The sequence below is a fragment of the Streptomyces sp. NPDC002754 genome, assembly GCF_053592315.1.
Map to the genome: position 1 here is coordinate 90,038 of NZ_JBSFVM010000007.1, position 18,775 is coordinate 108,812.

Below are 18,775 nucleotides of genomic sequence, written 5' to 3' on the forward strand. Positions count from 1 at the left end.
GGCGCACGCTCGGTGTGGGCGGCGATCGATGGGTCACGGCGTACTGGAGCAGGCCCGGAATCGCGGGCACTCCCGTCAGCACGATGCCCGAAAAGTGCTAAATATCGCGTTATCTTGCTGCAGTACAAGGGGTTTGCCCGTCGCCCTGCCGGCGGGTGGGTCCCGGCCGCCGAGCGGTCGCCCATCCTGCGAGAGAAGCGATGATCCAGGCCACCGGACTGACGAGTAACGCACGCAAGGGGAGCCCGCCCGCGGTCGACGACGTGTCCTTCGACGCGCGCGCCGGCCGCGTCACCGCCCTGCTCGGCGCACGGCGGTCGGGCAAGACGACAGCTGTACGCCTGATGCTCGAACTCCAACAAGGCCGTGGCGCCACCTACTTCAGAGGTCGCCCGCTGCACCGCATCGCGCATCCCGCGCGGGAAGTCGGCGTGTTGCTCGGCGATGTGCCGGGACATCCGGCCCGAACGGTCCGGGGGCACCTGCGCATGCTCTGCTCCGCGGCCGGCGTGCCCGTGAGACGCGCGGACGAAGTACTTGAAGTGGTGGGCCTCGTAAGCCTGCGACAGGAACGCCTGGGCACCCTGTCGCGCGGCATGGACCGACGGCTCGGGCTGGCCTGCGCGCTGCTCGCCGATCCCCACACGCTGGTGCTCGATGACCCCGCGGGCGGCCTCTCCGCCCGGGAGGGCAGGTGGCTGCACGGCATCCTGAGGTCGTATGCCGCACTCGGTGGCACGGTCCTCTTCACCACCAGCGACGCCAAAGAGGCGGCCCGGGTCGCCGACCGCGTCGTCACGCTCGACGCCGGCAAGGTGGTGGCCGACCAGGATGTCGCCGACTTCGCGCGGACCCGGCTGCGGCCCCGGGTCGCTGTCCGCAGCCCGCACGCCGCGAGGTTCGGCGTCCTCCTGGCGAAGGAGGCGCGCACGGCCAAGCGCTCGGTCGAAGTGGTCACGGAGGACGGCAGTCGACTCTCTGTGTACGGCAGCACCTGCGCGGACGTCGGGGACATCGCGTTCCGGCACGGCGTCCTCGTGCACCAACTCGCCGACGAGATCGGCGATGCGGGCCCTTCGGCGGCGGTACCCGTGGTCACCGAAGGCCGGTCGGACAGCGACGGTGGCGATGCCGACACGGGCCCCCACGCCCCAACCGGCGTCGGGAGTGACAGCCGGACGCATACCCCTGCGGCGACCGCGCCCCTCAACCCCCTCACCCCCACCAGTACATTCGTGCCACTCGCCGATGCCGCGTCGCCTCCGGCGGCACAGCCTCGAACCGCCTCGAACGACCGTGCGCCTGACGCCGAATCCGCACGCGATACGCCCGTCGCACTCCCGACGTTGCCGCCACCGATCACCGTGCGCACCGCCCGCGGCCCGCTGCGTCCGGTGCGCTACGAACTGCGTCGCGCGACCGGCATCGCGACCGGACATGTCACCGTCGCACTCGTTCTCGCCGTCTCCGCACTCCTTTCCGTGCTGCTCGCACGTACCGGACACACGTCGCAGCCACGTCTGATCGCCGCCTGGCCGCAGGTGCTTCCCCTGCCGCCCGCCGCCCTGGGCGCGGGACTGCTCGGTGCCTTCGCCTTCGGCGACGAGTTCCGCCACCCCGCACTCGCAGCCGACCGCGGAACCGTCCCCCGCCGCCTGGGACTTCTCGCCGCGAAGCTGCTCGTCGGCGCGGCGGCTGCCCTCCTTCTGGGCGTGCTCACCGTCGCCTGCGATGCCGCGCTGCTCCACCTCGTATACGGATCGGAGCTCACACAAGTTCCCGCCGAGTGGCTTTCCCTGAGTGCGAGTTGGCTCGCTCTGGTCGTCGGGTGCGCCTGGGCGGGCGTCCTCGCGTCCGGTCTGTTCCGGTCCACGGCGGCCGGACTGGCCGCCGTGGTGGCCGTGCCGATCATCATCGTGCCGCTCGTACAGAAGGTCTTGGAGGGACCATCTGTGCGAACGGCGGCGGGACTTCCGGGGCGCCTGCGTGATCTTGCCCTGGTGGACTGGCCGTTCGGGATCGAGCGGTTCGCCGCTGCCGGAATGCGGATGATCACTCAACCCGTGGGCGGCGCGCTGATGTTGTCGCTGGGTGCTCTGCTCTGCGCATATCTGCTCACAGCACTGCGTACCCGGGTGCGGTGACGACCGGCCGACGTCTTCCGGTGCCTCGCTGAGCGCAACTCCCCGTGGAACGCCCATTTCTTTCCGATAAGGCGTCAAGTGCGGCGAGGAGGGAGATCACCCTTTCGTGTGCTTTTCACCAAAGACCTCAAGGGAGTTGGGGACGGCGCCGACAACAGATTCCGTGAGTACCCTTGCGCACACCATGATGACCGCCGCCCGCTCCGCCGACTCCGGCCTCGCAGGACCGGGCGAACTCGACCGCTACCCCTACATGGAGTCGACCGCCGGGCGCGTCGGCGGCCCTGCGTGGGAGAGCCCGGACCCGGATCTCGGCCGGGTGGGCCGACGTGCCGGGGGCAGCCGGGGGCGCGGTCTGCACGGCCAACTCGTCCAGCAGCTCGGGCAGATGATCGTCTCCGGCGATCTCGGCGCCGACCGCCCGCTGGTTCCGGAGGAGATCGGCCAGCGATTCGAGGTCTCCCGCACCGTCGTTCGTGAGTCCCTGCGTGTACTGGAGGCCAAGGGCCTCGTCAGCGCCCGGCCGAACGTCGGCACGCGCGTGCGGCCGGTCAGCGACTGGAACCTGCTGGACCCGGACATCATCGAATGGCGCGCCTTCGGGCCGCAGCGCGACGACCAGCGGCGCGAGCTGAGTGAGCTGCGGTGGACGATCGAGCCACTCGCCGCGCGGCTCGCCGCGGGTCACGGCAGGGAGGACGTGCAGCAGCGACTGGCCGACATGGTGGAGATCATGCGGCACGCGCTCGGCCAGGGCGACTCGATCACGTTCTCGCGCGCCGACGCGGAGTTCCACTCGCTGCTCATCCAGCTCGCGGGCAACAGGATGCTCGAGCACCTCTCCGGCATCGTGTCCGCCGCCCTGCACGTCTCCGGCGGTCCCGTCATCGGCTGCGACCGTCCGAACGAGGCGGTCGTCGTGCACCACGCGCGCATCGTCGACGCGCTCGCCGCGGGCGACGGCGCGGGCGCCGAGGCGGCCATGCGGCAGCTGCTCATCGTCCACCCCGAGGTGGAGCGCGTGGTGCCGGCTCCCCGCGAGCACTGACCGCGCCAGGGGCGCGGCAGGGCGAGGGAGGGCGAACCATGTGTCGCCGGACGGTGCCGCATGTGCGACGTGGGTACGGAGCATGTGTAGGAGGGCGCCATCCGGCGACTCGAGGCGTAGGCGGAAGGCCCGTTCTCCTCTAGGAGATCCGTTTCTTCGAGGTCGTTATGTGCCCGGACGAGTTCAGCCGCATGGCCTGTTCTGTCCGTATCGGTCAGTCTTTGACCGATAACGTGGTGTGACTCGGGCCACGCAGATTGGGCGTAACGCTCTTCGGGGCAGCGCGATGACCTAAGAGGTGACAGCCGAGGAGGGAATACAGCAGCCGCTTGTGGCGCTGTCCATCTCCCAGGCTCCTGCCCGCGCCGTCGGCCCATCCCCAAGCCGGCGGTCGTCGGCTCCGGTCCACACAGGACGGGGCCGGAAGCCGTTTTCCAACGTTCCGAGAGGTTGTTCGTGTCGGCCAGCACATCCCGTACGCTCCCGCCGGAGATCGCCGAATCCGTCTCTGTCATGGCGCTCATTGAGCGGGGAAAGGCTGATGGCCAGATCGCCGGCGACGACGTGCGCCGTGCCTTCGAAGCCGACCAGATTCCGGCCACTCAGTGGAAGAACGTTCTGCGCAGCCTCAACCAGATCCTCGAGGAAGAGGGTGTGACGCTGATGGTCAGTGCCGCTGAGCCCAAGCGTCCCCGAAAGAGCAGCGTCGCAGCCAAGAGTCCGGTCAAGCGCACCGCGACCAAGACCGTCGCGGCCAAGACGGTCACCGCCAAGCAGGTCGCCGCCACCGCCACTCCCGAGCCGCCGGCCGTCGAGGCCGTCGACGAAGAGGCCGAGTCGGCCAAGAAGGCTGTGGCGAAGAAGGCGCCGGCCAAGAAGGCCGCTGCCAAGAAGACGGTCGCCAAGAAGGCTGCCGCGAAGAAGACCGCCACCAAGAAGGACGACGACCTTCTTGAGGACGAGGCGACCGAGGAGACCACCCCCGCCGCCGGTAAGGCCGGCGAGGGCGAGCCTGCCGAGGAGAAGGAGGGGCAGGGCTTTGTCCTGTCCGACGACGACGAGGACGACGCGCCGGCCCAGCAGGTCGCCGCCGCCGGTGCCACCGCCGACCCGGTCAAGGACTACCTGAAGCAGATCGGCAAGGTCCCGCTGCTCAACGCGGAGCAGGAGGTCGAGCTCGCCAAGCGCATCGAGGCCGGCCTGTTCGCGGAGGACAAGCTGGCCAACGCCGACAAGCTCGCTCCCAAGCTCAAGCGCGAGCTGGAGATCATCGCCGAGGACGGCCGCCGCGCCAAGAACCACCTCCTGGAGGCCAACCTCCGCCTGGTGGTCTCCCTGGCCAAGCGCTACACCGGTCGCGGCATGCTCTTCCTGGACCTCATCCAGGAGGGCAACCTCGGTCTGATCCGTGCGGTCGAGAAGTTCGACTACACCAAGGGCTACAAGTTCTCGACGTACGCCACCTGGTGGATCCGTCAGGCGATCACCCGCGCCATGGCCGACCAGGCCCGCACCATCCGTATCCCGGTGCACATGGTCGAGGTCATCAACAAGCTCGCGCGCGTGCAGCGCCAGATGCTCCAGGACCTGGGCCGCGAGCCCACCCCGGAGGAGCTGGCCAAGGAGCTCGACATGACCCCTGAAAAGGTCATCGAGGTCCAGAAGTACGGTCGTGAGCCGATCTCCCTGCACACCCCCCTGGGCGAGGACGGCGACAGCGAGTTCGGTGACCTCATCGAGGACTCCGAGGCCGTCGTACCGGCCGACGCCGTCAGCTTCACACTCCTCCAGGAGCAGCTGCACTCCGTGCTCGACACCCTGTCCGAGCGTGAGGCGGGCGTCGTCTCCATGCGCTTCGGTCTCACCGACGGTCAGCCGAAGACCCTCGACGAGATCGGCAAGGTCTACGGCGTGACGCGTGAGCGCATCCGCCAGATCGAGTCCAAGACGATGTCGAAGCTGCGCCACCCGTCGCGCTCGCAGGTCCTGCGGGACTACCTCGACTAGCCACAGGCGCTGTACGGCCCTCAGAAGGCCCGGCACATTCCCGCTCGCGGGAATTGTGCCGGGCCTTCGTCGTCGGCTGTGGGCGGATCCTCGCAGTGCGCGGCGTGTCGCACTGAATGACTCTGGGTGTGCCGTTGCAACCCTGAGTGAGGAGACCGTATGCGTCGCTCTTTCACGAGAGTGCTGACCGCCCCACTGGCCACGCTGGCCGCGGCGGCGGTGCTGCCGTTGGCTTGTCCCCAGCCAGCGGCCGCCGACGAGGGAATTGTCGGAGGCCGTCAGGTCGACGCGGCCAAGAGTCCCTGGACCGTGGCGCTCGCAAGCCGTGACCGGTTCGGCGGTACCCGCGCGGGTCAGTTCTGCGGGGGAGTGGTCGTCGGACGGTCGACGGTCCTCACCGCGGCGCACTGCCTGAGCGAGGACGTACTCGGGGTGCCGCGCGATCAGGTGCGGGACCTCAAGGTGATCTCCGGCCGCGGCGATCTCGAGACGTCCGACGGTGACGAGCTGTCCGTGCGCAGTGAACGAATCAATCCGGCGTACGACAGCCGGACGAACGCCGGCGATGTGGCGGTCCTCACACTCGCCACGCGGCTACCCGAGGGATACGTGCTGCCGATGGCGCACGACGGTGACTCGGCGTACAAGGCCGGCACCGGCGCGTCCGTCTACGGGTGGGGCGACACGACGGGAGCGGGCGACTACGCCCATACGCTGCATGCCGCGAAGGTGCGTGTGCTCGCCGACGCCGAGTGCAAGCGGGCGTATCCGCCGGGCGGCACGGACGGGACGTACAAACCCTCGTCGATGCTCTGCGCGGGCGAGTCCGCCGGTGGCAAGGACGCCTGCCAGGGAGACAGCGGCGGGCCGCTGGTCGCCAAGGGCAAGCTGATCGGTCTTGTGTCGTGGGGGAGTGGGTGCGGGCGCGCGGGCAGCCCGGGTGTCTACACCCGCGCCTCGGAGGCGCTGCGGGTCCTGCAGGGGCGCGCCTGACACGACGTATGGATACGAGGACGGGCGGCTGCCCCTGGGGTCAGGGGCGGCCGCCCGATCACCGGCCTGATGCCGGAGCTGGCTCGTCGTGTGTGCGAGGCGTCAGCGTTCCTCGGTCTCGGCGCTTGCCGGATCGGCGGTGAGCCGCTCCGTCTCGTCCTGTATCTCAGCGGCGATCTTCTTGAGTTCCGGCTCGAACTTGCGACCGTGGTGGGCGCAGAAGAGCAGTTCACCACCGCTGATCAGAACGACGCGCAGATATGCCTGGGCGCCGCAACGGTCACAGCGGTCAGCGGCCGTCAGGGGGGTCGCGGGGGTCAGAACAGTAGTCACGTCGCCTCTTCTCTAGCTCGACGAGCTGTCGTACCAGGGTCAACATCCAACCAGGCCGAAAACGTTCCCGCTCGCGGCTTTTCCTCGAAAAATTTCTCCGAGGCCGGCTGTCTGTCGCCGGGTGGCGGCGAATGTGCCGTATTGCGTCTCTAACGTCTTACGGGTTCGCGCGTTCTGTCAGGTCGGTCCTCCCCCGGCTGGTTGCCGGTTTGTTCATGAGGACGTGCCCGGAGCCTAAATGGTTCATGCCTGGAAGGGAACGTGATGTGGGCGTCACTCCATCGAGGGATCGAACATTCATACGACCCTGGACTAGTCTGGGCTGAGGTGAGGGTGGCGTGACAAAGGCTCTACCAGGCCTCGGTACCCTCTGAACGGCGACCGACGCCGGCCCTTCATTCGTGAGGGGCCCATCTGAAATTCAGCGAGGAGCGAACCGCGTGACCGCCGATACGTCCGTGCCGTCCACAGCGCTGCTGACCGGAGCAGACCGGGACGGTTCCAACTACACCGCGCGGCACCTGCTCGTCCTTGAGGGGCTCGAAGCCGTACGCAAGCGTCCGGGCATGTACATCGGCTCGACCGACAGCCGCGGTTTGATGCACTGCCTCTGGGAGATCATCGACAACTCCGTCGACGAGGCCCTCGGTGGCTACTGCGACCGCATCGAGGTGATCCTGCACGACGACGCCTCCGTAGAGGTGAGGGACAACGGCCGCGGCATCCCCGTGGACGTCGAGCCCAAGACAGGCCTCTCCGGGGTCGAGGTCGTCATGACCAAGCTCCACGCGGGCGGCAAGTTCGGAGGCGGCGCATACGCGGCCTCCGGCGGTCTGCACGGCGTGGGCGCCTCCGTGGTGAACGCGCTGTCGGCGCGCCTCGACGTCGAAGTGGATCTCGGCGGGCACACGCACGCCATCAGCTTCCGGCGGGGCGTCCCTGGCGCCTTCGCCAAGCCTGGACCCGACGCGTCGTTCGACCCCTCGGCACGACTGAGCAAGGTCAAGAAGGTCCCGAAGGCACGCCGGGGGACCCGCGTCCGCTACTGGGCGGATCGCCAGATCTTCCTGAAGGACGCCAAGCTCTCCCTCGGGGATCTGCACCAGCGCGCACGGCAGACCGCCTTCCTGGTGCCAGGGCTGACCATCGTCGTCCGTGACGAGTTCGGTCTCGGCGAGGGCGGCAGCAAGGGCGAGGAATCCTTCCGTTTCGACGGCGGCATCAGTGAGTTCTGCGAGTACCTGGCGCAGGACAGGCCGGTCTGCGACGTCCTCCGCTTCACCGGGCAGGGCACCTTCAAGGAGACCGTCCCCGTGCTCGACGAGCACGGCCAGATGACGCCGACCGAGGTCCAGCGCGAGCTCGCTGTCGACATCGCGCTGCGCTGGGGCACCGGGTACGACGCGAGCATCAAGTCGTTCGTGAACATCATCGCCACGCCCAAGGGCGGTACTCATGTGGCGGGCTTCGAGCGCTCGCTCACGAAGACGATGAACGAGGTGCTGCGCGCCCAGAAGGTGCTGCGCGTGGCCGAGGACGACGTCGTCAAGGACGACGCCCTGGAGGGCCTTACGGCCGTCGTCACGGTGCGTCTGGCCGAGCCGCAGTTCGAGGGCCAGACCAAGGAGGTCCTCGGTACCTCCGCGGCCAACAGGATCGTCGCGAATGTCGTGGCCACGGAGCTCAAGGCGTTCCTGTCGTCCACCAAGCGCGATGCCAAGTCGCAGGCCCGCGCCGTCATGGAGAAGGCCGTCGCCGCGGCCCGTACCCGCATCGCCGCGCGTCAGCACAAGGACGCGCAACGCCGTAAGACGGCTCTGGAGTCCTCGTCCCTCCCCGCCAAGCTCGCGGACTGCCGCAGCGACGACGTGGAGCGCAGCGAGCTGTTCATCGTCGAGGGCGACTCCGCGCTCGGCACTGCCAAGCTCGCCCGGAACTCCGAGTTCCAGGCCCTGCTGCCGATCCGCGGCAAGATCCTCAACGTTCAGAAGTCGTCCGTGACGGACATGCTGAAGAACGTGGAGTGCGGCGCCATCATCCAGGTCATAGGAGCTGGGTCCGGTCGGACCTTCGACATCGACGCGGCGCGCTACGGCAAGATCATCCTGCTCGTCGACGCCGACGTCGACGGCGCGCACATCCGTACGCTGCTGCTGACGCTGTTCCAGCGCTACATGCGGCCGATGATCGAGGCCGGCCGTGTCTTCGCCGCCGTACCGCCCCTGCACCGCATCGAGCTGGTCCAGCCGAAGAAGGGCCAGGACAAGTACATCTACACGTACTCGGACCGGGAACTGCGCGAGACGCTGCTCGAGCTCCAGCGCAAGAATGTGCGGTACAAGGACTCGATCCAGCGGTACAAGGGTCTCGGCGAGATGGACGCCGACCAGCTCGCGGAGACCACGATGGACCCGCGCTACCGCACGCTGCGCCGGATCAACATCGGCGAGCTTGAGGCGGCGGAGCATGTCTTCGACCTGCTGATGGGCAATGACGTGGCGCCCCGCAAGGAGTTCATCAGCAGCTCCGCCTCGACCCTCGACCGGTCGCGCATCGACATGTAGCTGTGGCGACGATGAGGCCGGGGGACGTGCCGAGCGCGCTCCCCACCACGCAGTCCACATCATGCGGCTCCACCCACGGGTGGAGCCGCATGATCCACCCGTGGTCCACCCCGGGTCCGATCTCCTGACCTGCCGGTTTCCGTAGCGTCGAAGGCGTTGAACCACTTCGCTCCCGACCGCTCCACGGAGGCAGTCATGTCCGGGCTCCCCACCGTCTTGGTGATTGTCGCCGTCGTCGCACTCGTCCTGGTGCGCCAGTTCAAGACGGAGCGCCTGTCCGGCGACCGGAAGTGGTGGCTCCTGCCTGCGATCCTCGCGGTCCTCGCGGTGAAGGACGGCGGGGTGACGGATCCCCACCATGTGACGGGTTCAGCCGTGCTGCTTGCCGTCGAGATACTGGTGAGCGTGGGCATAGGTGTCGGGTGGGCGTTCACGACCCGCGTCTGGACGGACGAGCACGGCGACGTGTGGACCAAGGGCACCGTCGCGACGGCAGGTGCCTGGCTCGGTGGGGTCGCGGCCCGCGCGTGCGTGGCCGGCATCGGTCTGGCGCTGGGCATCCATCTCGGCAGCTCCGGCCTGATGCTCGGCTTCGCCGTCTCGCTCCTGGTCCGCTCGGGCCTGCTGATGCTGCGGGCCGACCGGGAGCGCTCGGCGTACGTTGGTCCTGTCGCCCAGCCGGCGTGGGAGGACCGTAGGTGATCCGCGGAAACTGGACGAAATGGCCCTCCCGGGAGGCGCTCTCCCGCGAGGGCGTCACCCGTGCCAGAGTCATGCTCACCCGCGCGGTGCGGGTGGTCGTGGTCGTGGTCCTGGTGTGGACCGCCGTCACGCAGCGCGACGTCAGCGAATGGGCGCTGATCCTCGCCCCCGTGCTGCTGATCGTTTGCGCGGTGGCAGCGTGGGCCTTCTTCCGCACCACGCTCGACCACCGACTGTGGCCCTCTCTCGGGCTGCTGGCGTTTCTGGTGGCGGTCGCCGTGCTGGCTCAGTGGGCCGGATTCATCGGGCCGGCCATCGTGCTGTGGTGCGGCTGCGCGGTCTCGGCGCTGGAGCGGCTGCCCCTGGCCGCGTGCGTGCCCGCCACCGTGGTGGCACTCACCGGGTTCGCGGTGGTCAACAATGACGCCTGGCTGACCACCGCCGCCGTCGCTGTCGGCCTCTGCCTCTCCGGGTACGTGCTGCGTCTGGACGCGGAGGCGCGGGGAAGTACGCAGCGGGCCCTGGAGCAGGAGCGTGCCGCGCGTACCGCCGAGGCCGAGTCGGCGGCGCTCGCCGAGCGGTCGCGCATCGCACGCGAGATCCACGACGTCCTCGCACACAGCCTCTCCGCCCAACTCGTGCATCTGGAGGCGGCCCGGCTCCTCATCGAGCGCGGTGCGGACCGGGACCAGATCCTCGAGCGCGTCGTGGCGGCGCGCGGCATGGCCCGGGACGGACTCGACGAGACCCGGCACGCCCTGTCCGCGCTGAGGGGCGAGACGACACCGCTGGAGGACTTCCTACGGGAGCTGGTCGCGGCCTCGGACGGGGCGGCGCTCACGGTGGAAGGCGGGCGCCGGCCGCTGCCCGTCGAGGCGTCCCAGACCGTGCGCAGGGTCGCGCAGGAGGCGCTGACGAACGTCCGCAAACACGCGCCGGGCGCGAAGACGGACATCCGGCTGGAGTACTGGCCGGGCGAAGTGGCCCTGGAAGTACGGGATTCGGGAGCTTCCCGGCCTCACGAGGAGCTCACTGTCAGTGGTGGCGGTTACGGTCTGTTGGGGATGAAGGAGCGTGCCGAGTTGTTGGGTGGCACGCTCGAGGCGGGGCCGTACGAGGAGGGTTTCGTGGTCAAGTTGAAGGTTCCCGTATGAGCGGAGCAGAGGCGGGGGAGCGCGCGGGGAAGCCACCGGCCCGCGTGCTGGTGGTAGATGACCAGACGGTGGTGCGTGAAGGCATCGTGATGCTGCTCGGACTGCTGCCCGGCATCGAGGTCGTCGGCTCCGGGGGAGACGGTGAAGAGGCGGTCGCGCTCGTGGCCGAACTGTCCCCGGACGTCGTTCTGATGGACCTTCGTATGCCGCGCTGCGACGGTGCGGAGGCGACCAGACGGATCCGGCAGGAGTACCCGGGCACCCAGGTCGTCATCCTGACCACGTACGCCGATGACGAGTCGCTCTTTCCGGCCCTCAGGGCGGGAGCGCGCGGCTATCTCACGAAGGATGCCGACGGGGACGAGATCGTCCGGGCGGTGGAGGGCGTGCTGTCCGGTGACGCGGGCCTCTCGCCGCAGATTCAGCGGCGGCTCCTGGAGAGACTGTCGCAGCCCGAGACCACCGTGCCGGTTCCCATAGAGCCACCCGACGGCCTCACGGCGCGGGAGGCCGAGGTCCTGGTGCTGATCGCCGACGGTCTGACGAACCAGGAGATCGCCCGGGCGCTGCATGTCTCCACGGCCACGGTGAAGACCCACATCAACAACCTGTTCGCGAAGACCGGACTCAAGGACCGTGCCCAGGCTGTCCGTTACGCGTATCGACACGGACTCGCGAAGCCGCCGGGGGCGCCCATCACCTAGCCCATCACCTAATGGGGTGAAGGGGCTGCGGAGAGCGTCCGGGATCTTCCCGATCTGTCCATCCTTGGTCCGCGGCCGCAGTGGGCCGCGGACAAGGAGAGTTCGGTGGACAAGCACGACGGGCGCGCGGCCGCGCGGCCCAGGGCCGTTGCCACGAGGGGCAGCGGCGATCCCTGGTACGGCGAGCCGGACTCGGAATGGGGTGATTGGCGCGGCCCGGGCGTGCAAGTGGCTGCTGTGCCTGCCCCGGCCGTACCGTCCGAGCGGAGCGCGGCGGGGGTCTACCTGGAGGTGCAGCGCAGCGCGGCGTTTCAGGAGGTGCGCAGGCGCTACCGGCGATTCGTCGTCCCGGCCACCGCGCTCTTCTTCGCCTGGTACGTCGCGTACGTCGTGACCGCCACGACGGCGCCCGGCCTGATGGCCCAACCGGTCGCGGGCGTCGTGAACGTGGCGATGGTGGCAGGCCTCGGGCAGTTCGCCAGTACGTTCCTGCTGACGTGGCTGTACGCGCGCCATGCGCGGCTGCGCCGCGATCGCGCCGCACTCGAACTGCGCTGGGACACACAGGAGATGACGCGCGGCATCGTCGAGCAAGCGCGCGTGAACGGTACTGCGCCTGGCGAGGGTGGCCGACTGTGACCGGGGCGCACCAGACTCTGGCGCTGGTCCTGTTCAGCGCGTTCGTGGCGGTCACGCTCGCCATCACGACCTGGGCGAGCCGCAAGCGACACGGTTCGGCGGAGGAGTTCTACGCGGGCGGCCGGCTGTTCTCGCCCATGGAGAACGGATTCGCCATCGCGGGTGACTACATGTCGGCCGCGTCCTTCCTCGGTATCTCCGGTCTGATCGCACTGTTCGGCTACGACGGGCTGCTGTACTCGGTCGGCTTCCTTGTGGCCTGGCTCGTGGTCCTCTTCCTCGTGGCCGAACTGGTGCGCAACTGCGGCCGGTTCACGCTCGCCGACGTCGTCGCGGCCCGGATGCGGGAGCGGCCGGTGCGCATCGCCGCGGGAACTTCCTCGGTCACCGTGTCCGTTCTCTATCTGGTGGCGCAGATGGTGGGTGCGGGAAGTCTGGTCGCGCTGCTGCTGGGGAAGGCGAGTGGCGCCGCGCAGGCCTGGACCGTCGTCGGCGTGGGCGCGCTCATGGTCATCTACGTGTCGATGGGAGGGATGCGGGCCACCACGTGGATCCAGATCGTGAAGGCCGTCCTGCTCATGGGCGGGGCGATCGTCCTGACGGTGCTCGTCCTGGCGCGCTTCCACGGCGACTTCGACCAGCTGCTGCGCACCGCCGCGGCGCGCAGCGGGCACGGATCGGACTTCCTCGTGCCCGGTCTGAAGTACGGCGGGAGCTGGACCGCTCGCTTCGACTTCATCAGCTTGGGCCTCGCGCTCGTGCTCGGCACGGCGGGTCTGCCGCACATCCTGTCGCGCTTCTACACCGTGCCGACCGCGCGGGCCGCGCGCCGCTCGGTCGTGTGGTCCATCGGGCTCATCGGCAGCTTCTACCTGATGACGATCGTGCTCGGGTTCGGTGCCGCGGCTCTCGTGGGCCCCCAGGCCGTACGGGGCTCGAATGCCGCGGGGAACACGGCGGTACCGCTGCTCGCCCTCGACCTGGGCGGCGGCGCGGACTCCACGGGTGGCACGGTGCTGTTCGCGATCGTCGCCGCGGTCGCCTTCGCCACCATCCTCGCCGTCGTCGCCGGGATCACGCTGGCATCCTCGGCCTCCGTGGCGCACGACCTGTACGCCTCACTCCGTAACGGCGGCCCCGACGGAAGGCCCGGTGGCAGGCAGTGGAGCGAGGTCGCGGTGGCGCGGATCGCCGCGGCCGGTGTCGGCGTGGTCGCGATCGGCCTCGGGCTGCTCGCGCGGGACCTGAACGTGGCGTTCCTGGTCGGGCTCGCGTTCGCGGTCGCCGCGTCGGCCAATCTGCCCGTGCTGCTCTACTCGCTGTTCTGGCGGGGCTTCACCACGCGGGGCGCTGTGTGGTCGGTGTACGGCGGCCTGGTGCCCGCGTTGGTGCTCGTGGTGCTGTCCCCGGTGGTTTCCGGGAGCCCCACGTCGCTGTTCCCCGGCGTGGACTTCCAGTACTTCCCGCTGGAGAACCCCGGGCTCGTCTCGATTCCGCTCGGCTTCCTCGCGGGCTGGCTGGGCACCGTGACCTCCCCCGAGGAGCCGGACGATGCCAAGCACGCGGAGACCGAAGTGCGGGCGCTGACGGGCGCGGGGGCGGTCTGAGGGGCCCCCTGGGGAGTCAGCGGCTGGCGGCCCACTCGTAGCGGTGCTCGGGCCGCCCGGTGTCGCCGTACTTGAGGCTCAGCCGTACCCGCCCGGTCCGCTCCAGGAGCTTGAGGTAGCGCTGGGCGGTCTGCCGGCTCAGCCCGGTGGCATCAGCCAACTCCTGTGCCGAGAGGGGGCCTTCAGCGGTCATCATGGCCCGGCGGACCAGCTCGGCGGTGGTGGGCGAGTGCCCCTTCGGCAGTTCGGGCGCGGGCCCGGCGGAGAGCGCGCCGAAGATCTGGTCGACCTCCGCCTGCTCCGCCTCGCCGCCGCCATCGAGGGTGCGCCGCAGCCGCGCGTACGCCTCCAACTTGCCCCGCAGCCCCGCGAACGAGAACGGCTTGACCAGGTACTGCAGCGCCCCGTGACGCATCGCGGCCTGTACGGTCCCCACGTCGCGCGCCGCGGTCACCATGATCACGTCGATCTGGTGGCCGCGTTCGCGGACCGTCCGCGCGAGTGTCAGGCCCGTCCGGTCCGGCAGATAGTGGTCGAGCAGCACCAGATCGACATGGAGCTCCTCGATCCGGTCGAGTGCCTCCGCCGCACTGTGTGCGGTCGCCACGACACGGAAGCCGGGAACCTTCGCCACATAGGCGGCGTTGACGTCGGCCACGCGGACGTCGTCGTCCACGACCAGTACGTCGATCATCGGGCCTCCTCGGTCACATCCGGCACGTCCAGCACGTCCACGGTGAGAGCCTCCGGCAGGACGACGACGAATTCGGCGCCCCCCAGCGGCGACCGGGTCACCTCGGCGGCGCCGCCCTGCCGCTCGGCGAACCTGCGCACCAGGGCGAGCCCGATGCCGCGCTTGCCGTGGGCCGGTGGCTCCTTGGTGGACCAGCCTTCCACGAAGACGCTCTCCCGCTGGTCGGCGGGGACGCCAGGACCCGAATCGCGTACCCGTAGGACCGCACTACGGCCCTCGGCCCGCAGGACCACCTCCACGCGCGCGTGCTGACCCGAACCGGAGGCCGCGTCCATGGCGTTGTCCACCAGGTTGCCGACGATCGTGACGAGGCCGCGCGGGTCGACGAGGCGGTCCGGCAGCCAGGTGTCCCCGGAGATGCCGAACGCGACACCACGCTCCGCGGCCACGGTCGCCTTGCCCACCAGCAGGGCGGAGAGCAGTGGGTCCTCGATCCGCTCGGTGATCTGTTCCGCGGTCACCCGGCGCGACCCCGCCACCTCGCCGACGAAGTCCACGGCCTCCTCGTACATCTCCAGTTCCAGAAGGCCCAACAACGTATGCATGCGGTTCGCGTGTTCGTGGTCCTGCGCGCGCAGGGCGTCGATCAGGCCGCGGGTGGAGTCGAGTTCGCGGCCCAGCTGCTCCAGCTCGGTGCGGTCGCGCAGGGTGGCGACCGCGCCCCCGTCGTCGGTGGGCATCCGGTTCGCGACCAGGACGCGCTGCCCGCGGACGGTGAGCAGGTCGGTCCCGGAGACGTGCCCCGCGAGCACATCCGTCGTACGCCCCGCCCCCAGCGCCTCGTCCAGCGGCTGTCCGATCACCTTCGGGTCCACGCCGAGCAGCCGCTGCGCCTCGTCGTTGAGCAGGCGTATCCGCCCGCCACGGTCCAACGCCACGACCCCCTCGCGAATACCGTGCAGCATGGCCTCACGCTCGGCCAGCAGTGCAGAGATGTCCGAAAAGGCCAGGTCACGGGTCTGCCGCTGGACCCGCCGCGAGATCAGATACGCGGCGAGCGCCCCGACGGCCAGGGCTCCTCCCGCGTACGCGAACAGCCCCGGGATGGCGTGGATGAGGCGCGCGCGGACGCTGTCGTACTCGATGCCGACCGAGACGGCGCCCACGATGGCCCCGTCCGGGGCCTTGAGGGGGACTTTGCCGCGCGCGGAGCGGCCGAGCGTCCCGTCGTCGATCTCCATGACCGCGCGGCCCGCCAGCGCCTCGCTGGGGTCCGTCGACACGACGTGCCCGATCCGGGTGCGATCGGTGTGCGACCAGCGCACGCCCTCCCGGTTCAGAATCACGACGTACTCGGCGCCACTGGCCCGGCGGATCCGCTCCGCCGCGGCTTGCACGGGACCGTCCGGGCTCGGCCGCGAGGAACGCAGCTCCTCGGCGATCCGAGGCTCCGCCGCCGTGGTCTGCGCGATGGCCAGAGCCCGGCGCATCGCCTGGTCGTCGAGCTGGTCGCTCAGTGGCGCCAGGAACAGCCCCGTCGCCAGCACCGCCACCCCCGCGGCGATCGCCACCTGCATCAGCAGCACCTGGGCGAACACCCGTTTAGGGAGGCCGAAGCGCAGCCGACGGGCAGGAGAAGTGGAGCTCATGGCTCAGAACGGTACGGGCCCGTCGGCCCTGGTCGAAGACCTTGTGGCGCGGATCTCCTCCGCCGCTTCCGACCGGGGCGGGGAGGAGGCACTGCGAGGTGAGAGGCGCGACGAAGGCCCGGCGGGCGCTGCTGCCGGGCCTCGGATGCTGTCCTGACGGAATCCGCCTACGGTCGTCAGTTGTCCGGGATGTCCCCCTTGGCGCGTACGAGCGTCTCCCGGTTCACGATGACGATGCGCTCGTAGTCGGCGACCCCGGCGTCCGAGGGGAGTTCACGTCTGAGGTCCGCGGTGGCCTCTGTCCCGATCACGGCGAAGTTCCCATCGCTGAGTTCGAAGACATCGGGGCAGGTGGCGCCGGAGCTGCTTCCGCGTGCGCTCGGGGGCACCCCGATGCGGCGTACGATCTTCAAGGGAACCGGATTCCTTCTCGGGGCGACGTTACGTCGCCACATTAGTGCGTCGCATGGGGCCTGCGGACACCGATTCGCCTTTCGCCAGGGGGAGTTGCCGTGCAACTTCACCGCTTCGGGGGAATCCCGTCAGTCCAACGGTGGCTCGCCGACGACCCACCACTCCTCCGTGTCCGCGGCGGCCTCGATCTCGTGGAACAGGGCCTCTGCCATGCGGCCGATCTCTGCCTCGCTGGACGAAGGGTCCAGGGAGGCGCGGTGGGGGCGCGTGGCCTCCCAGTACTCGCGCATGTGTGGGCTCTGGAACAGCTCCCGAAGGATGCCGAACAGTTCGCGCTGGTCGTGCAGGCCGGACTCGTAATTGTGGAAGGCGTTGATGTACCAGAGGTTGGCGTACATGTACTGACGCCGCTTCTGTGGAGTGAGGTCCAGGCCGTAGTTGTCGATCACGACCGCGAGGGCCGGGTCGTCGATCGCCTTGCTCAGCAACTCCCAGTGCATGCGCTGCTGATGTGCGCGGGCCAGGCGGCGGCGCTCCTGCGAGGCCGACTTCGTGCCCGGTCCGAAGCGATGCCACAGATGTGTCGCGGTGCCACCCGCGAGTCCGCCCACGGCAGCGGCGACTACCGTCCGGCACATTCCTTGGCTCTGTGTGGTCATGTCAACCCCCGATTCAGGCGACCGTGCGCCGGTCGTCGGATGCGGGGCGACGGAGACGGAGACCGGCGGCGGTGGGCGGCGCGCTTGCCGACTCCCAGGATGCCGGGCGGCTCTGACCGGCGGGGAGGCGGAGAGGAGGCGCACGGGTGGATGCTCAGTTCGCGAAAACCGGCGCCATGTCAAACGTGTGCCCAGCGCGCGCCGTTAGCAATCGTTCACTTCGCGGCCTTTCCGCCCGCTCGTATCCTGGGGCGGCATTCATTCTTCGTACGAGAGCCGGACCCTGAACCGGCGTGCGCTGCGGCGCGTGCCGCGGCGTGCGGGTCGGTGTGAGAGAGGTCGAGTTGAGCAAGGCCAGCCCGCAGCAGATCCCCGTCGTCGTCCTTGCCGGCTTTCTGGGGTCGGGGAAGACCACGTTGCTCAATCATCTGCTGCACCGCAGCGGGGGCACCCGGATCGGGGCGATCGTCAATGACTTCGGGGCCATCGAGATCGACGCGATGGCTGTCGCCGGGCAGCTGGGCGACTCGACGGTCGCGCTCGGCAACGGATGTCTGTGTTGCGCGGTGGATGCCAGTGAACTTGACGTGTATCTCGATAAGTTGACTCGGCCCGTCAATGACATGCACGCCATTGACGTCATCGTGATCGAGGCGAGTGGCATCGCGGAGCCTCAAGAACTCGTGCGTATGGTGCTGGCCAGTGACAACCCGCGGATCGTGTACGGAGGGTTGATCGAGGTCGTCGACACCGCCGAGTTCGACGCCACCCGCGAGAAGCACCCCGAGGTGGACCGGCACCTGGGGATCGCGGACCTGGTCGTGGTGAACAAGGGCGACCGCGTCGGCCCGGACGACCGTGAGCGGGTCCTGGGCGCCGTGCGGGCCGCGGCCGGCCGGGCCGCCGTGGTGTCCGCGTCGTACGGGCGCATCGACCCGGCGCTGCTCTTCGACTGCCGCCCCACCGAGGAGCGGATCGGGCAGCTGTCCTTCGATGATCTGCACAGGCATGACGATCATGGCGACCGTGACAGTTGCGGGGTGCACGGCGGGCATCTGCACGCCGCCTACGACAGCGTCGCGTTCACCTCCGAAGTGCCTATGGACCCCCGACGACTGATCGCGTTCCTCGACGGCAGGCCCGAGGGTCTCTACCGCATCAAGGGATATGTCGACTTCGGTGCGGGCGACACGGGTAACCGGTACGCCGTGCATGCCGTGGGGCGCTTTCTGCGGTTCTACCCGGAGCCGTGGCCGAGCGGCGAGGAACGCCTCACACAGCTCGTGCTGATCGGATCCGGCATCGACGCGACCGCCCTCGGCAAGCAGCTGGATGCCGCAAAGGGTGCCGCCACGAGCGACGCCCCACATGCCGCCGACGAGCAGGCCATGTGGGGCGTTCTCCGCTACGTGCAGGACAAGGGCGAGGCGGAGGAAGTCGCGGACTACGCGCCCTAGACCAGTC

The 18,775-nt window shown here is 69.3% G+C and carries 16 protein-coding genes; 11 read left to right on the plus strand and 5 right to left on the minus strand.

Annotation, left to right across the window (positions count from 1 at the left end):
- The first annotated feature begins 200 nt into the window (after positions 1–200).
- The 4 genes from ACWD2L_RS17560 (at position 201) to ACWD2L_RS17575 (ending at position 6,192) form a co-directional block, all read left to right on the plus strand.
- Complete coding sequence (locus ACWD2L_RS17560) at positions 201–2,144, plus strand: ATP-binding cassette domain-containing protein (RefSeq protein WP_351333042.1); 1,944 nt, start codon at positions 201–203, stop codon at positions 2,142–2,144.
- 163 nt (positions 2,145–2,307) lie between these two features.
- Positions 2,308–3,192, plus strand: a complete 885-nt coding sequence (locus tag ACWD2L_RS17565) for a FadR/GntR family transcriptional regulator (RefSeq protein WP_351333044.1) — start codon at positions 2,308–2,310, stop codon at positions 3,190–3,192.
- Between the two features lie 456 nt (positions 3,193–3,648).
- A complete protein-coding gene (locus tag ACWD2L_RS17570) occupies positions 3,649–5,199 on the plus strand; it encodes an RNA polymerase sigma factor (protein ID WP_351333047.1) in 1,551 nt (516 codons plus the stop codon).
- Between the two features lie 159 nt (positions 5,200–5,358).
- The gene (locus ACWD2L_RS17575) at positions 5,359–6,192 is read left to right on the plus strand and encodes a serine protease (protein ID WP_451190067.1); all 834 of its coding nucleotides are present in this window, start codon (positions 5,359–5,361) and stop codon (positions 6,190–6,192) included.
- A gap of 102 nt (positions 6,193–6,294) precedes the next feature.
- Here the strand turns inward: ACWD2L_RS17575 and ACWD2L_RS17580 are convergent, their stop codons facing one another.
- Entirely contained in the window at positions 6,295–6,525 is a 231-nt protein-coding gene (locus ACWD2L_RS17580) for a DUF7455 domain-containing protein (RefSeq protein WP_266714963.1), read from the minus strand.
- A 440-nt stretch (positions 6,526–6,965) separates the two neighbouring features.
- Between ACWD2L_RS17580 and ACWD2L_RS17585 the strand changes: the two genes are divergently transcribed.
- From ACWD2L_RS17585 to ACWD2L_RS17610, 6 genes are all read left to right on the plus strand, one after another.
- Positions 6,966–9,089 carry a DNA gyrase/topoisomerase IV subunit B gene (locus tag ACWD2L_RS17585; RefSeq protein ID WP_351333051.1) on the plus strand — a complete coding sequence of 708 codons (2,124 nt, stop codon included), beginning with the start codon at positions 6,966–6,968 and terminating at the stop codon, positions 9,087–9,089.
- Between the two features lie 195 nt (positions 9,090–9,284).
- The gene (locus tag ACWD2L_RS17590; RefSeq protein ID WP_351333052.1) at positions 9,285–9,791 is read left to right on the plus strand and encodes a DUF1453 domain-containing protein; all 507 of its coding nucleotides are present in this window, start codon (positions 9,285–9,287) and stop codon (positions 9,789–9,791) included.
- Positions 9,788–10,945 (plus strand): sensor histidine kinase, encoded by a 1,158-nt coding sequence (locus tag ACWD2L_RS17595; RefSeq protein WP_451190071.1) that lies wholly within the window; start codon positions 9,788–9,790, stop codon positions 10,943–10,945. Before ACWD2L_RS17590 ends, ACWD2L_RS17595 begins: the two co-directional genes overlap by 4 nt.
- Positions 10,942–11,649 carry a response regulator transcription factor gene (locus ACWD2L_RS17600; protein ID WP_351333054.1) on the plus strand — a complete coding sequence of 236 codons (708 nt, stop codon included), beginning with the start codon at positions 10,942–10,944 and terminating at the stop codon, positions 11,647–11,649. The genes ACWD2L_RS17595 and ACWD2L_RS17600 overlap by 4 nt, the downstream gene beginning before the upstream one ends.
- 105 nt (positions 11,650–11,754) lie before the next feature.
- A complete protein-coding gene (locus ACWD2L_RS17605; protein WP_351333055.1) occupies positions 11,755–12,288 on the plus strand; it encodes a DUF485 domain-containing protein in 534 nt (177 codons plus the stop codon).
- Positions 12,285–13,895, plus strand: a complete 1,611-nt coding sequence (locus ACWD2L_RS17610; RefSeq protein WP_351333058.1) for a solute symporter family protein — start codon at positions 12,285–12,287, stop codon at positions 13,893–13,895. The genes ACWD2L_RS17605 and ACWD2L_RS17610 overlap by 4 nt, the downstream gene beginning before the upstream one ends.
- Positions 13,896–13,911: 16 nt before the next feature.
- On the opposite strand, the gene ACWD2L_RS17615 is transcribed toward ACWD2L_RS17610, so the two are convergent.
- The 4 genes from ACWD2L_RS17615 to ACWD2L_RS17630 all read right to left on the minus strand — a co-directional run bounded on the left by ACWD2L_RS17615 (position 13,912) and on the right by ACWD2L_RS17630 (position 17,311).
- Positions 13,912–14,589 carry a response regulator gene (locus ACWD2L_RS17615; RefSeq protein WP_351333061.1) on the minus strand — a complete coding sequence of 226 codons (678 nt, stop codon included), beginning with the start codon at positions 14,587–14,589 and terminating at the stop codon, positions 13,912–13,914.
- Positions 14,586–16,238: a sensor histidine kinase gene (locus ACWD2L_RS17620; RefSeq protein ID WP_351333063.1), complete on the minus strand. Its 1,653-nt coding sequence runs from the start codon at positions 16,236–16,238 to the stop codon at positions 14,586–14,588. The genes ACWD2L_RS17615 and ACWD2L_RS17620 overlap by 4 nt, the downstream gene beginning before the upstream one ends.
- A gap of 176 nt (positions 16,239–16,414) precedes the next feature.
- Positions 16,415–16,651: a hypothetical protein gene (locus ACWD2L_RS17625; RefSeq protein ID WP_351333065.1), complete on the minus strand. Its 237-nt coding sequence runs from the start codon at positions 16,649–16,651 to the stop codon at positions 16,415–16,417.
- Between the two features lie 129 nt (positions 16,652–16,780).
- Positions 16,781–17,311, minus strand: coding sequence for a DUF6082 family protein (locus tag ACWD2L_RS17630; RefSeq protein ID WP_351333068.1), 531 nt, complete (start codon positions 17,309–17,311; stop codon positions 16,781–16,783).
- Between the two features lie 344 nt (positions 17,312–17,655).
- Between ACWD2L_RS17630 and ACWD2L_RS17635 the strand changes: the two genes are divergently transcribed.
- Positions 17,656–18,768: a CobW family GTP-binding protein gene (locus ACWD2L_RS17635; protein WP_351333070.1), complete on the plus strand. Its 1,113-nt coding sequence runs from the start codon at positions 17,656–17,658 to the stop codon at positions 18,766–18,768.
- The last annotated feature ends 7 nt before the right edge of the window (positions 18,769–18,775 follow it).